At 73.0% G+C, this 26,404-nt stretch carries 22 protein-coding genes; all 22 read left to right on the top strand.

All coding sequences use genetic code 11. The features are described 5' to 3' along the window. The first annotated feature begins 411 nt into the window (after positions 1–411). The 22 genes from alaS to ACIBFB_RS24800 all read left to right on the top strand — a co-directional run bounded on the left by alaS (position 412) and on the right by ACIBFB_RS24800 (position 26,383). Complete coding sequence (gene alaS, locus ACIBFB_RS24905) at positions 412–3,084, top strand: alanine--tRNA ligase (RefSeq protein WP_397234143.1); 2,673 nt, start codon at positions 412–414, stop codon at positions 3,082–3,084. A gap of 472 nt (positions 3,085–3,556) precedes the next feature. After that, a complete protein-coding gene (gene ruvX, locus ACIBFB_RS24900; RefSeq protein ID WP_397234141.1) occupies positions 3,557–4,045 on the top strand; it encodes a Holliday junction resolvase RuvX in 489 nt (162 codons plus the stop codon). After that, entirely contained in the window at positions 4,042–6,615 is a 2,574-nt protein-coding gene (gene mltG, locus ACIBFB_RS24895; protein WP_397234139.1) for an endolytic transglycosylase MltG, read from the top strand. The genes ruvX and mltG overlap by 4 nt, the downstream gene beginning before the upstream one ends. A 14-nt stretch (positions 6,616–6,629) precedes the next feature. After that, a complete protein-coding gene (locus ACIBFB_RS24890) occupies positions 6,630–7,460 on the top strand; it encodes a shikimate dehydrogenase (RefSeq protein WP_397234137.1) in 831 nt (276 codons plus the stop codon). 290 nt (positions 7,461–7,750) lie between these two features. After that, on the top strand, positions 7,751–8,413 hold the full coding sequence (gene infC / locus ACIBFB_RS24885; protein ID WP_083678385.1) for a translation initiation factor IF-3: 663 nt from the start codon (positions 7,751–7,753) through the stop codon (positions 8,411–8,413). Between the two features lie 188 nt (positions 8,414–8,601). Then, positions 8,602–8,796: a 50S ribosomal protein L35 gene (gene rpmI, locus ACIBFB_RS24880; protein ID WP_017599963.1), complete on the top strand. Its 195-nt coding sequence runs from the start codon at positions 8,602–8,604 to the stop codon at positions 8,794–8,796. Between the two features lie 167 nt (positions 8,797–8,963). Then, a complete protein-coding gene (gene rplT / locus ACIBFB_RS24875; protein WP_358572802.1) occupies positions 8,964–9,335 on the top strand; it encodes a 50S ribosomal protein L20 in 372 nt (123 codons plus the stop codon). A gap of 20 nt (positions 9,336–9,355) precedes the next feature. Then, entirely contained in the window at positions 9,356–10,213 is an 858-nt protein-coding gene (locus ACIBFB_RS24870; protein ID WP_397234132.1) for a TrmH family RNA methyltransferase, read from the top strand. A 494-nt stretch (positions 10,214–10,707) separates the two neighbouring features. Next, positions 10,708–11,949 (top strand): ATP-binding protein, encoded by a 1,242-nt coding sequence (locus ACIBFB_RS24865; RefSeq protein ID WP_397234130.1) that lies wholly within the window; start codon positions 10,708–10,710, stop codon positions 11,947–11,949. Positions 11,950–12,118: 169 nt separating this feature from the next. Further along, complete coding sequence (pheS, locus tag ACIBFB_RS24860; protein ID WP_397234128.1) at positions 12,119–13,237, top strand: phenylalanine--tRNA ligase subunit alpha; 1,119 nt, start codon at positions 12,119–12,121, stop codon at positions 13,235–13,237. Next, positions 13,237–15,726 carry a phenylalanine--tRNA ligase subunit beta gene (pheT, locus tag ACIBFB_RS24855; protein WP_397234126.1) on the top strand — a complete coding sequence of 830 codons (2,490 nt, stop codon included), beginning with the start codon at positions 13,237–13,239 and terminating at the stop codon, positions 15,724–15,726. The genes pheS and pheT overlap by 1 nt, the downstream gene beginning before the upstream one ends. A 482-nt stretch (positions 15,727–16,208) precedes the next feature. Beyond that, on the top strand, positions 16,209–17,435 hold the full coding sequence (locus tag ACIBFB_RS24850; RefSeq protein WP_397234236.1) for an aspartate aminotransferase family protein: 1,227 nt from the start codon (positions 16,209–16,211) through the stop codon (positions 17,433–17,435). A gap of 254 nt (positions 17,436–17,689) precedes the next feature. Then, positions 17,690–18,181 (top strand): MarR family winged helix-turn-helix transcriptional regulator, encoded by a 492-nt coding sequence (locus ACIBFB_RS24845; protein WP_397234123.1) that lies wholly within the window; start codon positions 17,690–17,692, stop codon positions 18,179–18,181. A gap of 197 nt (positions 18,182–18,378) precedes the next feature. Then, positions 18,379–19,803 (top strand): NAD(P)/FAD-dependent oxidoreductase, encoded by a 1,425-nt coding sequence (locus ACIBFB_RS24840; protein ID WP_397234121.1) that lies wholly within the window; start codon positions 18,379–18,381, stop codon positions 19,801–19,803. Between the two features lie 53 nt (positions 19,804–19,856). Then, complete coding sequence (locus tag ACIBFB_RS24835; protein WP_397234119.1) at positions 19,857–20,348, top strand: hypothetical protein; 492 nt, start codon at positions 19,857–19,859, stop codon at positions 20,346–20,348. A gap of 200 nt (positions 20,349–20,548) precedes the next feature. Further along, on the top strand, positions 20,549–20,698 hold the full coding sequence (locus tag ACIBFB_RS24830) for a hypothetical protein (protein WP_397234117.1): 150 nt from the start codon (positions 20,549–20,551) through the stop codon (positions 20,696–20,698). A 128-nt stretch (positions 20,699–20,826) separates the two neighbouring features. Further along, positions 20,827–21,855 carry an N-acetyl-gamma-glutamyl-phosphate reductase gene (gene argC / locus ACIBFB_RS24825; RefSeq protein ID WP_397234115.1) on the top strand — a complete coding sequence of 343 codons (1,029 nt, stop codon included), beginning with the start codon at positions 20,827–20,829 and terminating at the stop codon, positions 21,853–21,855. Between the two features lie 17 nt (positions 21,856–21,872). After that, positions 21,873–22,682 carry a bifunctional ornithine acetyltransferase/N-acetylglutamate synthase gene (locus ACIBFB_RS24820; RefSeq protein WP_397234113.1) on the top strand — a complete coding sequence of 270 codons (810 nt, stop codon included), beginning with the start codon at positions 21,873–21,875 and terminating at the stop codon, positions 22,680–22,682. After that, positions 22,679–23,704 carry an acetylglutamate kinase gene (gene argB, locus ACIBFB_RS24815; protein ID WP_397234111.1) on the top strand — a complete coding sequence of 342 codons (1,026 nt, stop codon included), beginning with the start codon at positions 22,679–22,681 and terminating at the stop codon, positions 23,702–23,704. Before ACIBFB_RS24820 ends, argB begins: the two co-directional genes overlap by 4 nt. Further along, positions 23,701–24,912 carry an acetylornithine transaminase gene (locus ACIBFB_RS24810; protein ID WP_397234109.1) on the top strand — a complete coding sequence of 404 codons (1,212 nt, stop codon included), beginning with the start codon at positions 23,701–23,703 and terminating at the stop codon, positions 24,910–24,912. Before argB ends, ACIBFB_RS24810 begins: the two co-directional genes overlap by 4 nt. Continuing rightward, positions 24,909–25,856, top strand: a complete 948-nt coding sequence (argF, locus tag ACIBFB_RS24805) for an ornithine carbamoyltransferase (RefSeq protein ID WP_397234107.1) — start codon at positions 24,909–24,911, stop codon at positions 25,854–25,856. Before ACIBFB_RS24810 ends, argF begins: the two co-directional genes overlap by 4 nt. Continuing rightward, the gene (locus tag ACIBFB_RS24800; protein WP_397234105.1) at positions 25,853–26,383 is read left to right on the top strand and encodes an arginine repressor; all 531 of its coding nucleotides are present in this window, start codon (positions 25,853–25,855) and stop codon (positions 26,381–26,383) included. Before argF ends, ACIBFB_RS24800 begins: the two co-directional genes overlap by 4 nt. Positions 26,384–26,404: the final 21 nt, after the last annotated feature.

Below are 26,404 nucleotides of genomic sequence, written 5' to 3'. Positions count from 1 at the left end.
CACACGCGTCCACCCGGGGTACCCCGGGTGCACCGCCCCCTCCGCGGGTTCCGAGGGGACCCCGTGTCCGCGCCGCCCCGGGCGCCACCGCGGGACGCCGCCGGAGCGGGTCTCCACGGCCCCTCCCCGCGGCCCGGATCCGGAGCCCCGGCCCCGAGGGGCGGCCCCCCACGGCACGGGGCCCGCGCGGTGGTCGGCGGCGATAGCCTTGGACCAACACCCAAAGCCTCGGAACAACCAGGCTGCCGCCGTTGTCGTCATCAGCACGGGCCCCGGCGGCCACCGCAATTCACGCGCGCTGGCGGTGCGGTCCGCTCTACGATGGGCCGGTCACCAGATCACCGCGTCACGACGGTCCCGAGGGACCCCCACGTCGCCCAGGGCGGCGCAGGCAAGCACAGGAGGGCATCCATGGAGACGGCAGAGATCGCGCGCCGCTTCCTCAGTTTCTTCGAGAAGAACGGACACACCGTCGTGCCCTCGGCAAGCCTGATCGCCGAGGACCCGACCCTGCTGCTGGTGCCCGCAGGCATGGTCCCGTTCAAGCCCTACTTCCTGGGCCAGCGCACGCCCCCGTACACCACCGCCACCAGCGTCCAGAAGTGCATCCGGACCAAGGACATCGAGGAGGTCGGCAAGACCTCCCGGCACGCGACCTTCTTCCAGATGCTCGGCAACTTCTCCTTCGGCGACTACTTCAAGGAGAGGGCGATCCCGCTCGCGTGGGAGCTCGTCACCACGCCCGTCGAGGACGGCGGCTTCGGGATCGACCCCGAGAGGCTGTGGGTGACCGTCTACCTCGACGACGACGAGGCCGAGGCGATCTGGCGCGACACGGTCGGCGTCCGCCCCGAGCGCATCCAGCGCATGGGCATGGAGGAGAACTACTGGTCGATGGGCGTCCCCGGACCCTGCGGCCCCTGCTCCGAGATCTTCTACGACCGCGGCCCCGAGTACGGGGTCGAGGGCGGCCCGGCTGCGGACGACAACCGCTACATCGAGATCTGGAACCTCGTCTTCATGCAGTACGAGCGGGGTGAGGGCGGCGACAAGACCGGGTTCCCCATCCTCGGCGAACTGCCCAAGAAGAACATCGACACCGGCCTCGGACTCGAACGCCTCGCGGCCGTCCTCCAGGGCGTCGACAACATCTACGAGACCGACATCATCGGCCGCGTCCTCCACCGCGCCGCCGAACTCACCGGCACCCGGTACGGGGAGAGCCACGACGACGACGTGAAGCTCCGCGTGGTCGCCGACCACGTCCGCAGCGCGGTCATGCTCGTCGGCGACGGCGTCAAGCCCGGCAACGAGAAGGCGGGCTACGTCCTGCGCCGCATCCTGCGCCGCTCCGTCCGCAACCTGCGACTGCTCTCCGGGGAGAGCGACACCCTCTTCCTGCACGAGCTGACCGACGTCAGCATCGACGCGATGAAGGACATCTACCCCGACCTGCTGGACAAGGCGGAGGTCATCCACGGCGTCATCGACACCGAGGAGCGCAACTTCGCCGACACCCTGCGCGCGGGCACCGCCCTGTTCGGCCGTGCGGCCGAGCGCACCCGTGCGGCGGGCGGCGGCGTCTTCTCCGGCGCCGACGCCTTCCAGCTGCACGACACCTACGGCTTCCCCATCGACCTCACCCTGGAGATGGCGGCCGAGCAGGGCCTGAGCGTCGACGAGGGCCAGTTCCGCGAACTCATGCAGCGCCAGCGCGACACCGCCAAGGCCGACGCGCGCGCCAAGAAGCTCGGCAACGCCGACATCTCCCTGTACGCGCGACTGCACGAGAACGCGGGGGACACCGACTTCCTCGGCTACACCGAGTCCGAGACCGACGCGCGCGTGCGCGGCATCGTGGTCGACGGCGAGGGCGCGCCCGTGGCGCGCGCGGGGCAGAAGGTCGAGATCGTCCTGGACCGCACCCCGTTCTACGCCGAGAGCGGCGGCCAGCTCGCCGACAGGGGCACGCTCACCGTCGACGGCCGCGGCGTGGTGGACGTCGAGGACGTGCAGAAGCCGCTGCCGGGCCTGTTCGTGCACCGGGGCACCGTGCGCTCCGGCGAGGTCGTCCTGGACGACTCCGTGCACGCGGTCATCGACACCGGCCGCCGCCACGCGATCGAGCGCTCCCACTCGGCGACCCACCTCATCCACTCCGCCCTGCGCAACGCGCTCGGCCCCTCAGCGGGCCAGGCGGGCTCGGAGAACCGCCCCGGTCACCTGCGCTTCGACTTCACCGCCGACAACGCGCTCGGCGACGAGCGCCTGGCGAGCGTCGAGGAGGAGGTCAACCACGTCCTGTCCGGCGACATCGACGTCCAGACCGAGGAGAGGAGCCTGGAGGAGGCGCTGAGCATGGGCGCCCTGGCCATGTTCGGCGAGAAGTACGGCGACCGCGTCCGTGTGGTCGAGATGAGCGACTACTCCGTCGAGCTGTGCGGCGGCACCCACGTCGCCTCCACCGGGAAGCTGGGCATCGTCAAGCTGCTCGGCGAGTCCTCCGTCGGCTCGGGCGTGCGCCGCGTCGAGGCGGCCGTCGGCGTCGACGCCTTCCGCCGCCTGACCAAGGAGTCGGCCCTGGTCGGCCAGCTCTCCGAACAGCTCAAGACGCCGCGTGAGGAGCTGCCCGAGCGGATCGACGCCATGGTCTCCCGGCTGCGCGCGGCGGAGAAGGAGATCGAGCGGCTCCGCGCCGCCCAGGTCCTCCAGGCCGCGGGCTCCATCGCCGACGGCGCGCGCCGCCACGGCTCCGCGCTCGTGGTCGCCGCTCCGGCGCCCGTCGGCGCCGGCGCGGACGACCTGCGCAAGCTCGTCCTGGACGTGCGCGGCCGGCTCGGCGAGGACGAGCCCGTCGTCGTCGCCATGACCTCGGTCCCCAAGGACCGCCCGGTCGTGGTGATCGCGGCGAACAAGGCCGCGCAGAAGGCCGGGATCAAGGCGGGCGAGCTGGTCGGCATCGCGGCCCGCGCGCTCGGCGGCGGTGGCGGCGGCAAGCCGGACATCGCCCAGGGCGGCGGCAGCGACCCGGGCAGGATCGACGAGGCGCTGCGCGCGGTCGAGGCACACGTGGCGGCCGTCTAGCGGCACCGTCCCGAGGAGCGCTGGCGGCGACCTCACGGCGCGCGACACGCCGGGCGGGTGCGGGGCAGATCCCGCACCCGCCTTCGCGTTCTCGCCGACCCGAGGGCGTGTCGGTCCACAACGGTACGTAGTGGTACACCTCCGTGGAATCCGGCCTGCCCGGACATCTCACGTGGGTGGCTTACACTCGGACGGTACCTTCGGGCCCCGGAACCGCCGCCCGTGTGGGTGACACCGTGTTCTCCGGTCCGCGACGGGCCGCCGCCCGGTCGCCGTTCGCGAGGCTGCGCACGGTCACCGAATCGGGCATACTGTGGCGCGTCACAGCCGATCACGCGGCTGTCCATGCGGCGATTCCCGCGATCCAGCTGACGAACAGGACCACCGTGTTGAGGATTTCCCAGCAGCGGTGCCGTGCCGTCAACGGCACGGCCCGCCCGCACGCCGTCCCCGTTCCCGGGGAGACACGTCCTTGAGGCACGGTGTGCGCCTGGCGGTCGACCCCGGCAACGCCCGCATCGGGGTCGCGGCGAGCGACCCGAGCGGCGTGCTCGCCAGCCCGGTGGAGACCGTGCGGCGCGGCAAGGGTGACATCCACCGCATCGCCGAGCTCGTCGTGGAACGCGGGGCACGCGAGGTCGTCGTGGGCTACCCCGCCTCGCTGTCCGGTGAGGAGGGCCCCGCCGCCCGGTCGGCGCGCGAGTTCGCGACCGCCCTCGCCCGAACCCTTCACCCCGTCCCCGTCCGCCTGGTCGACGAGCGCCTCACCACGGTGACGGCCCAGTCGCAACTGCTCTCGGGAGCCTCCTTCGCCAAGAAGGGCGCCAAGGGAGGCAGGGCGCGCCGGTCGGTCATCGACCAGGCCGCCGCCACCGTGCTCCTCCAGAGCACCTTGGACCAGGAACGGGCAACAGGCCACCCCCCGGGCGAGATCGTCCGCCCCAGCCAGGGAGAATCATGAACGACAGGGATGCCTACCCCGACGATCCCTCCCGTGGACGCGTCGACCGCGGTGACGACTACGACCCGCTCACCGATCCCTTCCCCAGCCAGCCGCGCCCGCGCGGCCGCAGGGCACGCCCCGAGCCCTCCTCCCCGGGCGAGCAGAGCGACGTCGGCGGCCGTCCCCAGCCGCGCCGCGCCGCGGGAGACCCCCGCACGTCCGGCCGCGCCCCACGCGCCGGTGCGGGCGAGGACCCGCTGAACCCGGGAGCCCCAGCCCCGGGGCGCCGCCGCAGGCCCGGCCCCCCCGCCGAGCCGCCGCGCCGTGCCGGTGCCGCCGACGCCCTGCGCGGCGGTCGCGCCGCGCGGTCCGCGGCCAACCGCGACCAGGGTCCCGAGGCGGGCCGCCGACCGTCGCCCGACGGCGGGCAGCGCCCGCCGGCCGACGCGGGCCGTCGCCCCGGCCCCGACGGGGGACGTCGCCGCGGCCCGTCCGCCGACCGCGGTGACGCCCCCGGCACGGGCCGTGGACCGGCTCGCGAGGGCGCGGCGCCCCGACGCCGCGCCGCCGACCCGACCCAGGACGCGCTGGCCGCCCTCGCCGACCTCGGCGGCCAGAGCGCCGCCCCGACGGCCCCCTCCGCCCCGACCGAGGAGCCGTCCCGGCGCGGGCGTCGGGCCCGTCCCGCGCCGGAGGAGCCGGAGTCCCCGTCTCCGCTGTGGGGTGACGACGACGGCCCCATGCCCTCCTTCCTCGAGGACGACCCGGAGCCGGAGCCCCGTCCCCGGCGAGGCCGCCGCAAGCGCGAGGCACCGGCCGAACCCCCCGTCGGCCGCCGTGGCCGCCGGCGCGCTCCCGAGCCCGCCGCGGACGGGACCGACACGGTGTCGGAGGCTCCGCCCGACGCTCCGACCACCGGTTCCACGCCGGTGGTCGACGCGCCCCGCCGCGGACGCCGCAGGCGCGGCGGCGAGGAGGAACCGCCTCCCGTGCCGCCGGTCGACGAACCCGCCGGTCGGCGCGGCCGCCGCCGCGCCTCCCACGGAGGCGCTCCGGAGGCCGCAGACAGCGGTTTCCTCGCCGACGTTCCGGCCGACACCGCGGCCCTGGCCGCGCTCGGGGGACCGGGTGCACGGGACCGCGACGTCCACGACGACGGTCCGGCCGACGACGCGTACGGCGACGACTCCTACGACGACGGCCACGACAGCGCCGACGCGGACGAGCCCCGCGCCGAGGAGCCCTCCGGCCGTCGTGGCCGCCGTCGGCGCGGCCGCGGGGACGAGGAGCCCGTCGGCCGCCGGAGCCGCCGTAGGCGCGGTAGGCGTGCGGCGGCCGCCGACCCCGGCCCCGAACCCGAGGCGGTCGACGACGACCCCGTGGACGAGGACGAGGACGACGGGTACGACGAGCCCAACCTCAACGACATCGCGGAGGCCTACGGCGGCAGCCGCAGCAGCCGCAGGAAGCTCAAGCAGGCGCAGAAGGCCAAACGCGCGGGCGGAGCCAAGGGCCGCAAGCGCAGGGGCGGGAACGGGAGCCGCAAGACGACGGCCGCGGCCGCCGTCGCGCTCGTCCTGGTCCTCGGCGCGGGCGGCTACGGCGCGTTCCGCTACGTCATGCCCGCCGACTACAGCGGGGAGGGCTCCGGCGAGGTCGTCGTCGTCATCGAGGACGGGGACTCCGGAAGCGCCGTCGGGGAGCGGCTGGTCGAGGCCGGTGTGGTCGCCAGCGTCCGGGCCTTCACCGCCGCCCTGGGCGCAGCCGAGCGCGAGGGCGGCGGCGGACTGGTGCCCGGCACCTACTCCCTGGCGGAGGAGATGAGCGGGGAGAGCGCGGTGGCCGCCCTGCTCGACCCCGAGAACCGCCTCGGCGGACGGGTGACCGTCCCGGAGGGACTGCGTGCCCACACCGTCGGGAGCCGCCCGGGGATCCTCGAGGTGCTCTCGGGCGATCTGGGCATCCCCGCGGCCGACTTCGAGGCGGCCTACGAGGATGCCGGATCCCTCGGCCTGCCCGAGTACGCGACCCAGGGCCCCGAGGGCTACCTGTTCCCGCAGACCTACCGGTTCGATCCCGGAGTCGACGCGGGGGCGGTGCTGCGCACCATGGTCACCGAGTTCCGCCGGGTCGCCGAGGAGACCGGCCTGGAGGAGCGGGCCGAGGAGCTCGGTCTCGAGCCCAACGAGGTCATGGCGATCGCCGCCATCGTCCAGGCCGAGACCGGCAGGCAGGAGGACATGGCCAACATCTCGGCGGTCGTCCACAACCGGCTGGACCAGGGCATGCAGCTCCAGATGGACAGCACGTGCTTCTACGTCCTCGACACGGAGGGCACGTTCCTCAACGACGAACAGCGTTCGGCCTGCGAGGCCGACCCGCAGGGCTACGGCACCTACGGCACGACCGGGCTGCCCGCCGGGCCGTACGTGGCTCCCGGGCAGGAAGCCATCGAGGCGGCTCTGGCGCCGTCCGACGAGGACTACCTCTACTTCGCGCTCATCGACCCCGAGTCCGGTGAGACCGGCTTCTCCAGGACCCTGGACGAGCACAACCAGATGGTGGCCGAGAACCAGGCCGAGTGGTAGGGAAGGAGGGCGCCGTGCGCGCCGCGGTCCTGGGCTCGCCGGTGGCCCATTCGCTCTCACCGGTCCTGCACACCGCCGCCTACGCGGCGCTGGGCCTGGAGGACTGGTCGTACGGGCTGCACGAGTGCGACGAGGAGGGCCTGGCGCCCTTCCTCGACGGCCTCGGCCCCGAGTGGGCGGGCCTGTCGCTGACCATGCCGCTCAAGCGCCGCGCGCTGGACCTGGCCGCCTCGGTCGCCGACCTGGCGCGTCAGGTCGGCGGGGCGAACACGCTCGTCCGCGCCGACGGCGGGTGGCACGCCCACAACACCGACGTCGAGGGCATCGCCGCCGCGCTCACCGAGGCCGGGATCTCCGCCCCGCGCGACGCCGTCGTCCTGGGCGCGGGCGCCACGGCCGCCTCCGCGCTCGCGGCGCTGCGCGGCCTGGGCCTCGCCTCGCCCGTCACGGTGCTGGCCAGGGACACCGCCCGCACCGGCGAGGTCACCGCCGCCGCCGAGCGGCTCGGGCACCCGGTCCGGGTGGCCCCGCTCGCGGAGATCGGCGACCACCTGGACGTGGACCTGGTCGTGTCGTCCCTGCCCTCGGGGGCGTCCGACCGGTACGCCGAGCTGCTGGCCGCCGCACGCGCCGACCTGTTCGACGTCGTCTACGCGCCGTGGCCCACCGCCGCGGCGCGGGCGGTGTCCGCGCGCGGCGGTCGCGTGGTCGGCGGCTTCCCGATGCTCCTGCACCAGGCGGTCGCCCAGGTCAGGCTGATGACCGGGGTGCGGGACGTCCCGGTCGGGGCCATGCGGGCGGCCGGGGAGGCGGAGCTGGCCCGCCGCGCGACCGCGGCCACGTGACCGGAGCGGTCACGGATCCTGCTAGAGTGGTGCAGTATCGACTTGGTCCGGTGTGCGCGCACGCCGGAACCGCAAGCGGAGAAGATCCTCCCACCTGCCGGGTACAGCCCGAGTGGGTCCGGTTCGATGAACGGGCCAGACGTGTCGTGGCCGCCAGGCGTCCCTCGGGGCTCCGGCGCACACGCGTGCCCGTCATCGGGAACATCGGTCGGATCACCCCGCTTGCACATGCTGGCGGGGTTTTCGCTGTTCGAGGACCCCGACGCGGCCGGAACGCCCGACGGTTCGGGATCCCCGGTCGAGCAGGCCGTCCTCCGCCCGGCGGACGGCCGGTCCCAGGTAATCCGAGAAAGCTAGGGAGGGGTCTCATCAGCGCCGAGCCCCGCATCAATGACCGCATCCGGGTGCCCGAGGTCCGTCTTGTCGGACCCAACGGTGAGCAGGTCGGCATCGTCTCCGTGCAGGACGCACTGCGTCTGGCGCAGGAGTCCGACCTCGATCTCGTCGAGGTCGCGCCGACCGCCCGCCCGCCGGTCGCCAAGCTGATGGACTACGGCAAGTTCAAGTACGAGTCCGCGGTGAAGGCGCGCGAGTCGCGCAAGAACCAGTCGAACACGATCATCAAGGAGATCAAGCTCCGCCCGAAGATCGATCCGCACGACTACGAGACCAAGAAGGGTCACGTCGTCCGGTTCCTCAAGAGCGGGGACAAGGTCAAGGTGACGATCATGTTCCGCGGGCGCGAGCAGTCCCGGCCCGAACTCGGCCGCCGACTGCTGGCGCGGCTGGCCGAGGACGTCCAGGATCTTGGCACGGTCGAGTCCCAGCCCAAGCAGGACGGCCGCAACATGGTCATGGTGATCGGCCCGCACAAGCGGCGGTCCGAGCACAAGGCCGAGGCCCGTGCAGCGGCGGGGGACAGGACCCGCCGCCAGCAGCGCGAACAGGCGTAGCGGCGTCAGGGGAAGTCCCCCACCGCCCGGTCGCCGTGAAAGCGGAAGCCGGGTGGTGGGGCGGGCTGTGCGCGAACGGCCCGGATGCGTCGGTCGGACGGCGCGCTGGGGCCCGCCATAGCAGCGGAAGAACCGCGTCACCAGCCCATCGCTGGTGGCGCGCCGACGGAGTAGGAGACGACGGCGACATGCCGAAGAACAAGTCCCACAGCGGAGCCAAGGACCGTTTCAAGGTCACCGGCTCCGGCAAGATCATGCGCCGCCGTGCCAACAAGAACCACATCCTTGAGCACAAGACCTCCAAGCGCAAGCGCAAGCTGAGCAACGAGGCCGTGCTCGCTCCCGCCGACACCAAGAGCATCAAGAAGCTCCTCGGCAAGTAGGCCGAACCCCTTCTCCTCCCGTCTGGGAGTGCCCGCGCGCCCGACGCGTTCGGCGCGGTGACGGCACCCGGAGGAGAACAACCTGAAGCGACCACGGCCGCCGGGCTCGCCTGAGCCGGGCCGGTCGGCGCGCCGTGCGCGCCGGAAGAGACAACGAGGGAGTCACAGTGGCACGCGTGAAGCGGGCTCTCAACGCCAAGAAGAAGCGCAAGGTCGTCCTCGACCGCGCCAGTGGTTACCGCGGTCAGCGTTCGCGCCTGTACCGCAAGGCCAAGGAGCAGATGCTCCACTCGATGACCTACTCCTACCGGGACCGCAAGGACCGCAAGGGGCAGTTCCGTCGTCTGTGGATCCAGCGCATCAACGCCGCCTCCCGCGCCAACGGCCTGACCTACAACCGTCTCATGCAGGGCCTGAAGCTGGCCGGCATCGAGGTCGACCGTCGCATGCTGGCCGAGCTGGCCGTCAACGACGAGGCCGCGTTCGCCGCCCTGGTGGAGAAGGCCAAGCAGGCCCTCCCCGCCACCGCCGCGGCCTGACGCCCTCAGGAGACGACGCGATGGCGAGCCACGAGTTCACGAGCATCCGTTCACCCAGGATCAAGGGGGTTCGGCGGCTCGCCAAGCGCACCTTCCGCCAGCGTGAGCGACGCTTCCTGGCGGAGGGACCGCAGGCGGTCCGGGAGGCCCTGGCCGCCGCGGCCGACGACGGCCGGTCCCACGCGGGGACCGGCGCCGGTGTGGTCGAGGTCTTCGCCACGGCGGAGGCCATGCAGCGCCACATCGATCTGGTGGACGCGGCCCGCGCGGCCGACGTCCCCACCCACCAGGTCAGTCTCGACGTGATGTCGGAGCTGGCCCAGACCGTGACCCCCCAGGGGATCATCGCGGTCTGCGAGTTCGTCGACGTGCCCCTCGACCGGGTCGGCGGGGTCCGGCTGGGGGTCGTGCTCTCCCACGTGCGCGACCCCGGCAACGCGGGCACCGTCCTGCGGACCGCCGACGCGGCCGGGGCCGACGTCGTCGTCTTCACCGACGCCTCCGTCGATCCCTACAACGGCAAGTGCGTGCGTGCCTCCGCGGGAAGCCTCTTCCACCTTCCGGTGGTCGTCGGCGTTCCGGTCTCCCAGGCCGTGGACTTCCTGCGCGAACGGGGCGCCGCGGTGTGGGCCGCGGACGGGGGCGGCCCGCGCGACCTGCACGGAGTCGCGGACGGGGGCGACCTCGACGGCCCGGTGGGCTGGGTCTTCGGCAACGAGGCCTGGGGGCTGCCCGAGGAGACCGTCGCCCTCACCGACGGCGCGGTCAGCGTTCCGATCTACGGCGGGGCCGAAAGTCTGAATCTGGCCACGGCCGCCGCGGTCTGCCTCTACACCACGGCCCGCCAGCAGCGGCGCTCCGGGCGCGCCGGCGACTGACCCCGACGCCCCGGCCCGGCGGTCCCGCGCTCACTCTCCGTCGCGCGCCGCCCCGCCCGCGACGCACCCGCGGCGTCCGAACCACACGTCATCGCTCCGGAACGCGCCTGCACGGGCGGCGGGTACCGATAGGGTCGTGCCGAAGCCGCCGCGGCCTATGCGGATTCCGCGTAGCCGCCTGTTCACCGACCCGTGTGACGGGTGGGATGGTGCGGTGGACCGCCGTCGCCGGGCAGGCTTGACGACACCGCGTGAGCACGCGTCGCGCCGTCCGGGGGGAGGAGCCCGGTATCCGGCCCGCGGGGCGCTCGGGGAGTGCTTGTACGCTCGCCTCCCGTCGGACGTCCCGAACCCGGTCCACCAGGCGTACCAGGTCGGAGTGCAGGGTAGACAACCTGCGGTGGCGCTCGCGGACGTGGGTCGCACGCCACCGGTCAGCGGTCCTCGGCCCGGAGGCGTGCGGTCGTGGATCTTCAAGGGGAGCGGGGAGAGGCGTGGGCAGCGGCCGGCAGGCGGATCACCCGGCGGAGGAGTCAGGCGACGGGACCGGGCGCTCCACGGGGGACCCCGGGCGAGGGGCCGAACCGACTACCGACATTCCCCATGATCCGGAGAATACGCACGATCCCGACGTTCGTTTCGCGCGTGCGACGGACGCCGACGCCGCCGACCTGTGGGACGTGGACGGCGCGTCCGGCGGCCCCGGCGGAGCGCCTCTCCACGCGGACGACCTCCCCGACGGGGTGGTGGTCGCCGACGCGCGCGGCCGCGTCGTCCTGTTCAACGCGCAGGCGGCCCACCTGACCGCCACCCCCGCCCGCGTCGCGCTGGGACGCGGCTTCCGCGAGGTCCTCCCCCTCGTCGGGCCCGACGGCCACGACTGGTGGGACGCCAGCGACCCCTACGGCGGGGACCGCGACCGCGTCCGCCAGACCGAGCGGGCCCTCTATCTGCCCGACGACCGCGAGATCCTCGTCGCCGCCCGCTACGTCCGCGCCCGCCCTGGCGGGGACCTCGTCCGCCTCGTCATCACCCTCAGGGACGCCGCCACCAGCGCCGACCGCAGCCGCGCCGACCTCGTCTCGGAGGTCGCCCACGAACTCCGCTCGCCCCTGACCAGCGTCAAGGGCTTCACCTCCACCCTGCTGACGAAGTGGGAGCGGCTCACCGACAAGCAGAAGCTGTTCATGCTGGAGACGGTCAACGCCGACGCCGACCGTGTCACGCGCCTGATCCACGACCTGCTCGACGTCTCCAGGATCGAGTCCGGCCGCCTGGAGGTGCGCCGCCAGGTCGTCGACCTCCCCGACGCGGTGCGGCGGGTGGTCGCCGGGCGGGTCGCCGCCGGGGAGCCGGAGGAGCGGTTCCGCGTCGAGACGCGCGGCGAACTCCCGCAGATGTGGCTCGACGCCGACAAGCTCGGCCAGATCCTGTCGAACCTCGTGGAAAACGGGGTGCGGCACGGCGCTGGTACTGTCAGTGTGGTGATCGAGCCGTGTGAGGGAGGAGCAGCGGTGTCGGTGCGCGACGAGGGCCAGGGCATAGCGCCCGAGACCATTCCGCGCGTCTTCCGTCAGTTCTGGCGCAGCAAGCACCGGAGCGGGACCGGCCTCGGGCTGTTCATCGTCAAGGGCCTCGTCGAGGCCCACGGCGGCACGATCACCGTCGGGCGCGCCCCCAGCGGCGGCGCCGAGTTCCGATTTACCATGCCCGCCGGGACACCCGAGTTCGTCTGAGCATTCAGACCTTCGGCCCCGGTGGGCGTTCCAGCGTGCCCGGGCCCGGCGGTGGCCCCGTCACCCGGGCGCCCCGCTCGTGCTCGTCCTGTCGGCTTCGTCCGCCCCCGAGGCGGACCGTGACTGCCGCCCGCCCCCGTCGCGGGGTCCGGCGGCGAGGCAACCAACCATGTCTGCACCGAATGATTCCTTCGACCCCGTCGAGGTGACCCCCCTGCACCCCGACGAGGTCGCCCGCATGCGTGAGGAGGCTCTGGCCGCCATCGAGGCAGCCCGAGACCTCGACGAACTCAAGCAGGTCCGGCTCGCGCACGCCTCGGACCGCTCCCCGCTGGCGCTGGCCAACCGGGAGATCGGCGCGCTGCCCCCGGCCGCCAAGGCCGACGCGGGCAAGCGCGTGGGCGGGGCCCGCCGAGACGTGGGCCAGGCCCTCAAGGCCCGCCAGGCCGTCCTGGAGGTCGAGCGCGACGAGCGCGTCCTCGTCGAGGAGCGGGTCGACGTCACCCTGCCCTGGGACCGCACCTCACGCGGGGCGCGGCACCCGCTGACCACCGTCGCCGAACGGATGGCCGACATCTTCGTCGGCATGGGGTTCGAGATCGCCGAGGGCCCCGAGGTCGAGGCGGAGTGGTTCAACTTCGACGCCCTCAACTTCCTGCCCGACCACCCGGCCCGCACCATGCAGGACACCTTCTTCGTGGAGGGCCCCGACGGCGGCGACTCCGGGCTGGTCATGCGCACGCACACCTCCCCGGTGCAGGTGCGCGCCCTGCTCGACCGCGAGCTGCCCGTCTACGTGGTCGCGCCCGGCAAGACCTTCCGCACCGACGAACTCGACGCCACGCACAGCCCGGTCTTCCACCAGCTGGAGGGCCTGGTCGTGGACGAGGGCATCACCCTGGCGCACCTGCGCGGAGCCATCGACGCGTTCGTCCACGGCATGTTCGGCGAGGGGCTCAGGACCCGGTTCCGCGCCTCCTACTTCCCGTTCACCGAGCCGTCCGCCGAGGTGGACATGGAGTGCTTCGCGTGCCGGGGCGCGTCCGTGGGCGACCCGGACGCGCCGTGCCGGACCTGCTCCAGCGAGGGCTGGATCGAGATCGGCGGCTGCGGCGTGGTCAACCCGCGCGTGCTCACCGCCGCCGGGGTGGACCCCGAGGTGTACAGCGGCTGGGCCTTCGGCCTGGGAATCGAACGGACACTGATGTTCGCGCACGGCGTGCGCGACATGCACGACATGGTCGAGGGCGACGTCCGCTTCACCTCGGCGTTCGGGAGTGAGAACTGATGCGCGTCCCCATGACCTGGCTGCGGGAGTACGTCGACCTTCCGTCCGACGTCACCGCCCGCGACCTCGCCGCCCAGCTCACCCTGGCCGGCCTGGAGGTCGAGACCGTCGACGAGCTCGGCTCCGACCTCACCGGCCCGATCGTCCTCGGCCGCGTGCTGGAGATCGAGGAGCTCACGGAGTTCAAGAAGCCCATCCGGTTCTGCCGGGTGGACGTCGGTTCGGCCAACGGCACCGGAGAGCCGCAGGAGATCGTCTGCGGCGCCCGCAACTTCGTCCAGGGCGACCTCGTCGTCGTGTCGCTGCCCGGCGCGGTGCTGCCCGGCGGCTTCAGCATCGGCGCCCGCACGACCTACGGCAGGACGTCCGCGGGCATGATCTGCTCCGCCCCCGAGCTGGGGCTGTGGGAGGACCCGGACGGCATCATCGTCCTGCCCGAGGGCTTCGGCGAGCCCGGTGCGGACGCCATGGGCCCGCTCGGCCTGCGCGAGGACGTCCTCGACATCGCCGTCACCCCCGACCGCGGATACGCGCTGTCCATGCGCGGTGTCGCCCGCGACGCCGCCGCGCTGTACGGGGTGGACTTCCGCGATCCGGCGGCGTTCGACGTCCCCGCGTCCACCGGTGAGGGGCACCCCGCCGAGATCGACCCGGAGCTGTGCGACCGCTACGTCCTGCGCGGCGCCACGGGGTTCGACCCGCAGGCCCCCACCCCGATGTGGATGCGGCGCCGCCTGCACCAGAGCGGCGTGCGTCCCATCTCTCTGGCGGTCGACGTCACGAACTACGTGATGCTCGAACTCGGCCAGCCGCTGCACGCCTGGGACCGCGGTCGTCTCAAGGGCGGCCTGACCGTGCGCGCCGCCGCGCAGGGGGAGAAGCTGGAGACCCTGGACCACGCCCAGCGGGCCCTGGACCCCGACGACATCGTCATCGCCGACCCGTCCGGGCCGGTCAACATCGCGGGCGTCATGGGCGGTCTGTCCACGGAGATCTCCCTGACCACGACCGAGGTCCTGGTGGAGGCCGCGCACTTCGAGGCGATGCGTATCGCCCGCACCTCGCGCCGCCACCAGCTGTCCTCGGAGTCCTCCCGCCGGTTCGAGCGCGGCATCGACTCGGCCGTGCAGCTGGCCGCCGCCACCCGTGCGGCCCGGCTCCTCGCCGAGCTGGGCGGGGCCGTCGTCGAGAGCGCCTACACGCACGTCGACCGGTCCACGCCGCGCGAGCCGATCCGGATCGGCGCCGCCCACGCGTCCACCGTCGCCGGGGTCGACTACTCCGAGGGCGCCACGGAGAAGTGGCTGGGCCTCATGGGCTGCTCGGTACGGGCCGACGGCGACGGGCTGTCGGTGACCCCGCCCACCTGGCGGCCCGACCTGACCGACCCGAACGACCTGGCCGAGGAGGTCATCCGGTTCGAGGGCTACGAGAACATCCCCTCGATCCCGCCGCGGGCCCCCTCCGGGCGCGGGCTGACCGCCAGCCAGCGGCTGCGTCGCGCGGTCGGGCGGGCCCTGGCCGCCACGGGGTTCGACGAGGTGCTCAGCTACCCGTTCGTCGGCGAACGCGACCTCGACGGACTCCAGTTGCCCGCCGACGACGCCCGCCGCACGAGCCTGCGCCTGGCCAACCCGCTCAACGACGGGGAACCGCTGCTGCGCACCACGCTGCTGCCGGGCCTGTTCAAGGCGCTGGCCCGCAACGTGGGCCGCGGTTTCACCGACGTCTCCCTCTTCGAGACGGGGCTGGTCTACCGGCCCAAGCCCGGAGCGACCCGCGCGCCGCTGCTGCCGGTCGACCGCGGTCCCAGCGCGGAGGAGCTGGCCCGGATCGACGCGGCGCTGCCCGACCAGCCGCGGCGGGTCGCCGCGGTCCTGGCGGGCGACGCCGAGCGCGCGGGCTGGTGGGGACCGGGTCGCGCGGCCTCCTGGGCCGACGCCGTCCAGGTCGCCCGTGAGATCGCCCGGATCGCCGGGGTCCCCCTGGAGGTCGAGGCCGACCAGCACGCCCCCTGGCACCCCGGCCGGTGCGCCGCCCTGTTCACCCGGGTGGACGGCGAGCGGCTGCTCGTCGGACACGCCGGTGAGCTGCACCCGCGCACGGTCAAGGCGTTCGGCCTGCCGGAGCGCTCGGCCGCCGTCGAGGTCGACCTCGACCGGATCGAGCGGGCGCGCACGAAGACCGTGGCGCCCGTGGTGTCCACCTACCCGGTGGCCATCCAGGACGTCGCGCTGGTCGTGGACGCGTCGGTGCCGGTCGCGGCGGTCGACGAGGCCCTGGCCGAGGGCGCGGGCGATCTGTTGGAGAGCGTCCGGCTGTTCGACGTGTACACGGGTGAGCAGGTGGGGGAGGGGCGCAAGTCGGTGGCCTTCACCCTGCGCTTCCGGGCCCACGACCGCACGCTGACCGCGGAGGAGGCCACCGCGGCGCGCGACGCGGCCGTGGCCAGGGCGGTCGAGCGTACGGGAGCCGCGCCGCGCGCGTAGCCCGCACCGGGTGCCCGCCCCTCGCGGCGCCCCGAACGGACGCGGCGGGGCCGGTCCGTCCCAGACGGGGACGACCGGTCCCGCCGTGGTCTGTTACGGGGGTGCTTCGCGGGCGACCCGGCCACCCGGCGGACCACGAAAACCTCGCTGCGCGGACACCGATCCTGAACGGATTTTCGGCCTGTTTTTCCTGCGTGGAGGGGGTTTTGGCGACGATCACCAAGGGTAACGCGCATGAAGTTTGGGTTTCGGGGCATGAAAGCACGTTTTGGCTCTTGCTAGCGGCCGGGTGGAGAACTTAGCCTGCAAGCACCTGACACACTCTGGGGCCCGGGTGTGGGTCGGTTCAACCTGAGTTTTCCGCTGCGCTCATGCGCATGACTCGGCTCGGAGGTCGCCCTATGACCGAAACGGTTGTCTCGTCCGCGCTCATCCCCAAGGAACACCGGGAGCCCAGCCGCCTCTGGCACACCTTCTGCGACATGAACACCGTGGCCGCGGGCCCCGAGTTCGTCGTGGAGCGCGCGGAGGGCGTGTGGCTCTGGGACACGGCCGGCGACCGGTACCTGGACGGCACGTCCAGCCTCTGGTATTGCAACGTCGGGCACGGTCGCACCGAGATCGCGGACGCGGTCCACCGCCAGATCACCGCCCTCGACGCCTACACCGTCTACGGCGACTTCAGCAACAGGCCCGCGCGGGAGCTGAGCGAACGCCTGGCCGCGCACGCGCCGGTCGACGACGCCAAGGTCATCCTGACCTGCGGGGGAGGCGAGTCGATCGAGACCGCCACCAAGCTCGCCCGTCGCTACTGGGACGTTCTGGGCCAGCCGCAGCGCACGCACCTGATCAGCCGCACCGGCGGGTACCACGGACTGCACGGCTTCGGCAGCAGCATCATCGGCATGGAGCGCTTCCGCGCCGGCTACGGACCGCTCGTGGAGGACACCTCGGTGGTGCCGCACGACTCCGCCGCGGCGTTGGAGGCCGAGATCCTGCGCGTGGGTCCGGACCGGGTGGCGGCCTTCTTCGCCGAGCCGGTGATCGGGGCCGGGGGGGTGTTCCCGCCGACCGAGAACTACTTCGCCGAGGTCGCGCGGATCTGCCGCAGGTACGGCGTGCTCTTCGTCGTGGACAGCGTCATCTGCGGCTTCGCCCGCATGGGCAACTGGTTCGGGATCGAGCGCTTCGGCGTGAGCCCGGACATGATCGTCTTCGCCAAGGGCGTCTCCAGCGGGTACCTGCCCCTGGGCGGCGTGGTGACCAGCGGGCGGATCGCCGACCCCTTCTGGAACGAACCGGGCAACCCGTTCCTGCACGGCACCACCTACGCGGGGCACCCCGCGTGCTGCGCCGCGGCCATGGCCAACCTGGACATCCTGGAGCGCGAGGACCTGTTCACCGTGGCCCTGGAGGTCGAGCGCCACCTCGACAGCGCGCTGCGCACCCTGGCCGACCACCCGCTGGTGGCGGAGGTCCGCTCGGGGGTCGGCGTCATGGGCGCCGTCGAACTCACGCGGGAGGCGCTCGTCGACCGGGGGATCACCACGGCGGAGGTGTTCGCCGAGGCGCGCGCCCGCGGCGTCATCCTGAGGCCGGTGCCCACGGCGCTGCTCGTCTCGCCGCCGCTGGTCATCGCGTGGGAGCAGATCGACCACCTGGTCTCCACCCTCGCGGGCGCGCTGGACGCGGTGGCGGCACGGCACTGACCGACCGTGTCCCTGCCGTCGTCCGGGGCACGGCAGGGACACGGTCGGAGACGTCCCCCGTCCGACGGCCGCCGTCGCCGCGCGGGCCCTCCGCCCCCCTCCGCCTCCCGTTCCCCGACGTCCGACCCGACGCGACCCCGTCCGCGTCGGGGACGTGCCGTGCTGGCCCACATGTCGCCCATCGAGTAATATTTTCTGGGAAGATACTTCTTGTGGGTGAGATGGGCGTGATACGTCCATGAGGGGACGGGGACATGACCGCGGGGACGACGGACACACGGTCGGGCACGGGGGCCGAACCGCCGAGCGACGACGACCTCATCACGGCCTGGGGGCTGGTCCACGAGGCGGTGAACGCCCTGCAGCCCACGTTGCTCGGCGGGGTGACGCCGGACGGCCGGGACATGGCCGGCCCCTGGTTCGAGGTGCTCATACGGCTCCAGCGCACCCCCGGCCACCGCCTCCCGATGAGCCGTCTGGCCCGCGAGGTCAGCCTGAGCACGGGCGGCTTCACCAAACTCGCCGACCGACTGGAGCGCGAGGGCTACCTGGAGCGGGCGTCCTGCGACTCCGACCGCAGGGTCGTGTACGCGACGCTCACCGACGCCGGACTGGCCTTCATCGGCGAGGTCCGCGTCAAGCACGTCGAACGGCTGCGCGAGCACGTCCTGGGCCCGCTCGGCGCGGACGGGGTTCGACAACTGGCCGCCCTGGCGCGTACTCTCCGTGACAGCGCCTGCCACTGAGGGGCCCGAACGGGCCGGACACGGTGTAGTCGTTTCCCTCCGACACTCCCATGGCGATCCGCCCGAACGTGTCGAAAACATCCCACGCGCCGCCGTTCCCGTGTAGGTTGGCGGGAGTTCTCGGGTCCCAGGCGGGGTGGACCGCGAGCGAAGAGGTTCCGGGGGGAATGATGAGACTTTTCACGACTGCGGCGCAGATGAGGCCGATTCCCCGGTCCTCGCGATTCCGCAACGGCGGCGTCTCCTTCTGGTTCCGCGAGTCCGGGCTGCCCGAGCGCCGCGCCGCCCTGCCCGGCGACGCGGACTACGACGTCTGCGTGGTCGGCGCTGGTTACACGGGCCTGTGGACCGCCTACTACCTCAAGAAGGCCCAGCCGGACCTGCGGGTGGCCGTGGTCGAGCGCGAGTTCGCCGGATTCGGCGCCTCGGGCCGTAACGGAGGGTGGCTGTCCGCCGAGTTCGCGGGCTCCCGCGAACGCTACGCGCGGTCACACGGCAAGTCCGCCATGATCGCCCTGCAACGCGCGATGATGGCCACCGTCGACGAGGTCGTCTCCGTCGCCGAGGCCGAGGGGATCGAGGCCGACATCGTCAAGGGCGGCATGCGCCTGGTCGCCACCAACGCCGCCCAGCGCGAACGCCTGGCCGAGGAGATCGACTACCTCCAGGAGTGGGGCTACTGGCCCGACGACATCCACCTCGTGGAGGCCGACCACGAACCGCGCCTGGCGGTCCACGGCGCCGTCGCCGCCGCGTACTCGCCGCACGCCGCCCGGGTCCAGCCCGCCAAGCTCGCCACCGGCCTGGCCCGCGTGGTGGAGGCCCTCGGCGTCGACGTCTACGAGGACACCGCCGTGCGGGAGATCCGCCCGCGCAGCGGCGCCGCCCGTCCCGCCGCGGTCACCGACCACGGCACCGTCTACGCGGACCACGTCGTCCGGGCCACCGAGGGCTTCACCTCCACCCTGCGCGGCCAGCGCCGCGAGTGGCTGCCGATGAACTCCTCGATGATCGCCACCGAGCCGATCGCCCCCGCCCTGTGGGAGAAGATCGGCTGGAGCGGGCGCGAGGTCCTCGGCGACACCGCGCACTCCTACGTCTACGCCCAGCGCACCGCCGACGACCGCATCGCGATCGGCGGCCGGGGCGTGCCCTACCGCTTCGGCTCCGCACAGGACCGGGACGGCGCCACCCAGCCCCAGGCGATCGCCGAACTCTGGCGCGCGCTCACCCGTATGTTCCCCGACGTGGCCGACGTGCCCGTCGAGCACGCCTGGTCCGGGGTGCTGGGGGTGCCCCGCGACTGGTGTCCGACCGTGCATCTGGACGCCGAGACCGGCCTGGGCTGGGCGGGCGGTTACGTCGGCAGCGGTGTGGCGACCAGCAACCTCGCCGGGCGGACCCTGCGCGACCTGGTCCTGGGCCGGGAGACCGACCTGACCCGCCTGCCGTGGGTCGGCCACCAGGTCCGCGGCTGGGAGCCCGAACCCCTGCGCTGGGTCGGCACCCAGGTCATCTACGGCCTGTACCGCACCGCCGACCGCCGTGAGTCCCGCACCCCCGAGGAGCGCGCCCACACCTCCCGCTTCGCCGGACTGGCCACGCGCATCGCGGGCCGCTGACCGGTCTTTCGATTCCCCTGACAGGCTGTGACATGTGAAGTACATCCAATGTCATGGCCATGATTCCTGAGGTGCCCTTCTCCGAGCTGATCAACAGACCCAAGGCGACGACCGCCAAGCTCGCGGAGTCCCGAGCCCACGAGCTGCGCCTGCGCCGTCGGGATGACGTGGACCTCGTCCTGCTTGATGCGGAGGAGGGCCAGCGCCGCACGGAGATGGTCAACACGGCTGTGCGTTTCCTGAGGGCGTTGGTGACCGGGGGCGAGGAGAAGCGTCGCCTGGCGATGGAGGTCGCCCCGGAGGTGTTTCCGTGGGTGCGCTTCCTCCCGCCCGAGGATGTACGCGCGTTTCTGGCCGAGTTGTCGGAGATGCTCACGTCGATCGAGGAACTCGACACCAATGCCCCGGTCTTCACCCTGGTGACACAGTGGAAGCACACCGCCGAGGTCTACGCCGATCCCGAGACCCTCGCGGCACTGACTCGTCAACGTGACCCTGACGCCGACTTCGGTCCGGTGCCCCCTCCTCCAGGGGTGGTGGAGTGAGCCCGAAGCGCGGGGACCGCGTCGCCCCTCCGGCGCGTGACGGTGAGTACGAAGTTCGATTCCTGACCTCAGAGGCCGCCAAGGGGTGGGAGGAACTCTGCCAGCAGGTTCCGGGGCACACGTCAGCCGCTTGGTGGATCACGCGTACGCACCCCGACACGTCGGAGCACGGCAACCGGCATCACAGGATGAAGGGGACCATGGCGACTGAGTCCTTCCGGGGAAAACCGACCTCACGCTGGCAGAGCGAGGTCACCAGTGCGGGCCGGATCTGGTATCCGGTGGATGAGGAGAACCGGACGGTGTGGATCGACTACGCCAGTCCCCGCCATCCCGAGGTCACCGAGTAGTCGAAGCGCCGATCCCCTTCGCGTGCGGTGCGACCCCGGCCGGATCGGCCGGTGTGCTCCCGTGTACGTTTGCATAAACTTGCAGAGGCGTGCATGATAGTTCAGTCAGGTTCGAATGGGGGAGCACCATGGGATACACCGCCGCGATCGCCGGAGCCAGCGGATACGCGGGAGGCGAGCTGCTGCGCCTGCTGCTCGGCCACCCGGAGATCGAGATCGGCGCCCTCACCGCCGGCGGCAACGCCGGGTCCCCGCTCATCGAGCACCAGCCGCACCTGCGTCCGCTCGCCGACCGCGTCCTGGCCCCCACGACCGTGGACGAACTGCGCGGCCACGACGTCGTCTACCTCGCACTGCCGCACGGCCAGTCCGCCGACATCGCCCAGCGGCTGGGCGACGACGTCCTGGTCGTCGACTGCGGCGCCGACTTCCGGCTGAACGACGCTGCGGCGTGGGAACGCTTCTACGGCACCCCGCACGCGGGCACCTGGCCCTACGGCCTCCCGGAACTGCCCGGACAGCGCGAACGGCTCGCCGGCGCCCGACGCGTCGCCGTGCCCGGATGCCACGTCACCGTCGCCACCCTCGCCCTCTTCCCCGGCCTGGCCGAACAGCTGGTCGAGCCCGACCTCACCGTCGTCGCCGTCACCGGCGCCTCCGGCGCGGGCAAGGCGCCCAAGCCCCACCTCGTCGGCAGCGAGATCATGGGGGCGCTCAGCCCCTACGGCGTCGGCGGCGCCCACCGGCACAACCCCGAGATCGTCCAGAACCTGACCTCCGTCACCGGCGAACCGGTCCGGCTGTCCTTCACCCCGGTCCTCGCCCCGCTCCCGCGCGGCATCCTCGCCACCTGCACCGCGCCGCTGCGCCCCGGCGTCACCGCCGACCAGGTCCGCGCCGCTTATGAGACCGCCTACGCCGACGAGCCCTTCACCGCCCTCCTGCCCGAGGGCACCTGGCCCAGCACCGCCATGACGCTCGGCGCCAACACCACGCTCGTCCAGGTCACCGTGGACCCCGACGCGAACCGGATGGTCGCCGTCGCCGCCCTCGACAACCTCACCAAGGGCACCGCGGGCGGCGCCGTCCAGAGCACCAACCTCGCCCTCGGCCTGCCCGAGACGACCGGTCTGCCGCTCACCGCGGTCGCCCCGTAGAAACAGGAAGGCACACCGTGAGTGTCACCGCACCCCGGGGCTTCCGCGCCGCCGGAGTCGCCGCGGGTCTGTCCGCCGACGGAGCCCGGGACGTCGCCGTCGTCGTCAACGACGGACCCACCCGCGCGGCCGGCGCCGTGTTCACCGAGGCCGCCGACCGCGCGGCGCCCGTCCTGTGGTCCGCGCAGGTCGTCGCGGGCGGACGCGTGCGCGCCGCCGTCCTCAACTCCGACGGCGCCAACGCGGGCACCGGCCCCCTCGGCTTCCAGGACGTCCACGCCGTCGCCGAACACGCCGCCGACGCCCTGTCCGACTCCGCCGCCGAGATCGTGCTCTGCTCCAGCGGTCCCCCCGCGGTCCGGCCGCCCCTCGACGCCCTGCGCGACGGCGTCACCGCCGCGCTCGACGAGGCGGGCCGGAGCGGGGGCCTGGCCGCCGCGGACGCCATCCGCACCACCGACACCGTCGCCAAGATCGTCTTCCGGCGAGGAGACGGCTACACGGTCGGGGCGATGGCCAAGGGACCCGACGCCTCCGTGTCCTCGGTCCAGTGCGTCATCACCACCGACGCCGACCTGACCGCCGAACACTGCCAGGAGCTGCTGGCCGCGGCCATGGCCAAGAACTTCGCCCCGCTGACCGCCACCAATGACACCGCCCTGCTCATGTCGAGCGGCGCCAGCGGTGTCCGACCCGCCCCGGACGCCTTCGCGGCCCTGCTCACCGAGGTGTGCGCCGACCTGGCCGCCCAGGTCGGCACCGACACCCCCGGCGACGCGGCATCGACGACCGGCGCCCCCGCCACCGACCACGGAACCTCCTCATGATCTCCCGCCCGCCCAAGCACGGCACGAACTCCGCACCCGGCCCAGACCCCAAGGACGACCGGGCACAGGCCATCGACAAGGCCGCCAACCTCATCGAGGCGCTGCCCTGGCTCTCCCGCTTCCACGGCCGCACCGTCGTCGTCAAGTACGGCGGCAACGCCATGGTCAGCGAGGAGCTGCGGGTCCGCTTCGCCGAGTCCGTCGTCTTCCTCTACTACGCGGGCCTGCGTCCCGTCGTCGTCCACGGCGGCGGACCCCAGATCAGCGCGCAGCTCGAACGGGCGGGGGTCGAGTCCACCTTCACCGCCGGACTGCGCGTGACCACCGACGAGGCGATGGACATCGTCCGCATGGTCCTCACCGGCCAGGTCAACCGCGAGATCGTCGGACTGGTCAACCAGCACGGCCCGTTCGCCGTCGGGCTGTCCGGCGAGGACGCCAACCTCCTCACCGCCGAGCGCAAGAGCGTCACGGTCGACGGCGAGACCGTCGACATCGGACGCGTCGGCGAGGTGACGGCCGTCGACCCCGGGGCCGTGGCCGCCCTCATCGCCGACGGCAGGATCCCCGTCATCTCCAGCGTCGCCCGCGCCGACGACGGCGGCGTCTACAACGTCAACGCCGACACCGCGGCGTCCGCGCTCGCCGTCGCCCTGGGCGCCAGCAAGCTCATCATGCTCACCGACGTCGAGGGCCTGTTCGCCGACTACCCCGACAACACCGAGCTGATCAGCCGCCTGAACGTCGACGAGCTGCGCTCCCTGCTCCCCACCCTGTCGTCGGGCATGCTGCCCAAGATGGAGGCCTGCCTGCACGCCGTCGAGGGCGGCGTGCCCCAGGCGCACATCATCGACGGCCGCGTCCCGCACTCGCTCCTGCTGGAGGTCTTCACCGACCAGGGTGTGGGCACCATGGTCGCCGACGAGGAGCTCGAAGCCGCATTGTTCGCCGGGAACGGCCACCACCCGCGCCCCTGGCGCCCCACCGAAACCACCGTCCACCACACAGGAGGCGTGAAGTGACTAACGGTGCCACCCTGCGCGAACGGTTCTCGGCCGCGCTCATGCCGACCTACGGAGTGCCGCCCGTCGCGCTCACCCTCGGGCGCGGCTGCGAGGTCTACGACGCCGACGGACGCCAGTACCTCGACCTCATCGCGGGGATCGCCGTCTCCAGCCTCGGACACGGGCACCCCGCCCTCGTCAAGGCCGTCGCCCACCAGGCCGCCACACTCGCCCACACGAGCAACCTGTTCGTCCACGAACGCGAGGTCGAGCTCGCCGAACGGCTCATCGGACTCCTCGGCGGCGACGCCAAGGTCTTCTTCGCCAACTCCGGCACCGAGGCCAACGAGGCCGCGCTCAAGCTCGTCAAACGGGCCGCCGGGCCCGGCCGCCACTACTTCGTCGCCGCCACGCGCGGCTTCCACGGCCGCACCTCCGGGGCACTCGCCCTGACCGGGAAGGACGCCATCCGCGAGCCCTTCGGCCCCTACGGCATGGACGTGCGGTTCGTCCCCCACGGCGACCTCGACGCGCTCACCGCCGCCGTGGACCGGGGCTGCGTCGCCGTCTTCACCGAACCCACCCAGGGCGAGGCCGGCGTCATCCCCGCGCCCGAGGGCTACCTCGCGGGCGTGCGCGCCGTGTGCGACGACACCGGCGCCGCCTTCGTCCTCGACGAGATCCAGAGCGGTATCGGCCGCACCGGGCAGTGGTTCGCCCACCAGGACACGGGCGTGCGCCCCGACGTCCTCACCCTCGCCAAGGGTCTGGGCGGCGGACTGCCCATCGGCGCCTGCGTCGGCTTCGGCCGCTACGCCGACGCCTTCCGGAAGGGCGACCACGGATCCACGTTCGGCGGCAACCCCGTCGCCTGCGCCGCCGCCCTCGCCGTCCTCGACACCATCGAGAGCGAGGGCCTGCTCGCCCACACCGCCGTCATGGGCGACCTGCTCGCCGAGCAGCTCGAAGCCATCGACCACCCCCTCCTGGGGGGCCAGCGCGGCAGCGGCCTGTGGCGGGCTCTCGCCCTGACCGCCCCCGCCGCCGCCCACGTCCAGGAGCAGGCCGCCGTGCGCGGCTTCCTGGTCAACGCGGTGGGTCCCGAGACCATCCGCCTCGCCCCGCCCCTGGTCATCACCCCCGAACAGATCGGCGTGTTCATCGAGGCGCTGCCGACCGTCCTCGACGCCGCCGAGGCCGCGGCCAGCAAGGAGACGCAGTCATGACCCGGCACTTCCTGCGCGACGACGACCTCTCTCCGGCCGAACAGGCCCGGGTGCTCGACCTCGCCGACGCCATGAAGAAGGACCGCTTCGACCTCCGTCCGCTCGCGGGTCCGCGGACCGTCGCGCTCCTGTTCGACAAGCCCTCCACCCGGACCCGGCTCTCCTTCAGCGTCGGCGTCTCCGATCTCGGCGGCGCCCCGCTGGTGGTGGACACCGCCACCACCCAGATGGGCCGCGGCGAACCCCTGGAGGACACGGCCCGCGTCCTGGAGCGCCAGGTCGCCGCCGTCGTCTGGCGGACCTTCGCCCAGGCCGACCTGGAGACGCTCGCGAGGTCCAGCTCGGTCCCCGTCGTCAACGCCCTCACCGACGAGTTCCACCCCTGCCAGATCCTGGCCGATCTCCAGACCGTGCGCGAGCACAAGGGAACGCTGGCCGGGCTCACCCTCGCCTACCTCGGTGACGGCGGCAACAACATGGCCCACTCCTACCTCCTGGGGGGCGCCACGGCCGGACTGCACGTGCGCGTCGGAGCGCCCGAGGGCTTCCAGCCCGACCCCGCCGTCCTGGCCCGCGCCGCCGAGATCGCCGCGACCACCGGCGGATCGGTCACCGTCACCACCGACCCCCGCGAGGCGGCCGACGGAGCCGACGTCCTGGCCACCGACACCTGGGTGTCCATGGGACAGGAGGACGAGGCGGCCGGCCGCGAGGCTCCCTTCCGCCGCTACATCGTCGACTCGGCACTGCTCGCCGCCGCGCACCCCGGTGCGGTCGTCCTGCACTGCCTGCCCGCCTACCGGGGCAAGGAGATCGCCGCCGAGGTCATCGACGGCCCCCAGAGCGCGGTGTGGGACGAGGCGGAGAACCGCCGCCACGCCCAGAAGGCCCTCCTCGCCTTCCTCCTGGACTCCGCGGCGGACGCCGGGAGCGGGCGCCGATGACCAACGAGGGCGGCGGCACCGCGCCGATGACCAAGGCGGCCCGGCACGCCCGGATCACCGACGTCCTGACCCGCGAGGACGTCCGCTCCCAGGGCGAGCTGGCCAAGCGCCTGGCTGCCGCCGGGGTCCAGGTCACCCAGGCCACGCTCTCCCGGGACCTGGACGAACTCGGAGCGGTCAAGCTCCGCACCGCCGACGGGCACCTGGCCTACGTCCTGCCGGGGGAGGGCGGCGAGCGCCTGCAACGCACCCGACCCGACACGCTCGACCTGGCGGAGGCCTCCGGCGCCCGCCTGACCCGACTCGCCGAGGACCTGCTGGTCTCGGCCGAGGCCTCGGCCAACATGGTCATCGTCCGCACCCCGCCCGGCGCCGCCCAGTTCCTGGCCTCGGCCATCGACCACACCGACTTCCACGCCATCCTGGGCACCATCGCCGGGGACGACACCATCCTGGTGATCTCCCGCGACCCCCAGGGCGGCGAGGACCTGGCCGACGCGCTGCTGCGCCTGGCCGACCGAAGATGAGCGGGCGCGGCGCCGCCGCAC

It is taken from the genome of Nocardiopsis sp. NPDC050513 (assembly GCF_044457925.1).
Classification (GTDB): Bacteria; Actinomycetota; Actinomycetes; order Streptosporangiales; family Streptosporangiaceae; genus Nocardiopsis.
The sequence above is the reverse complement of the archived record's forward strand: the minus strand, read 5'-3'. Positions and strand labels throughout refer to the sequence as shown.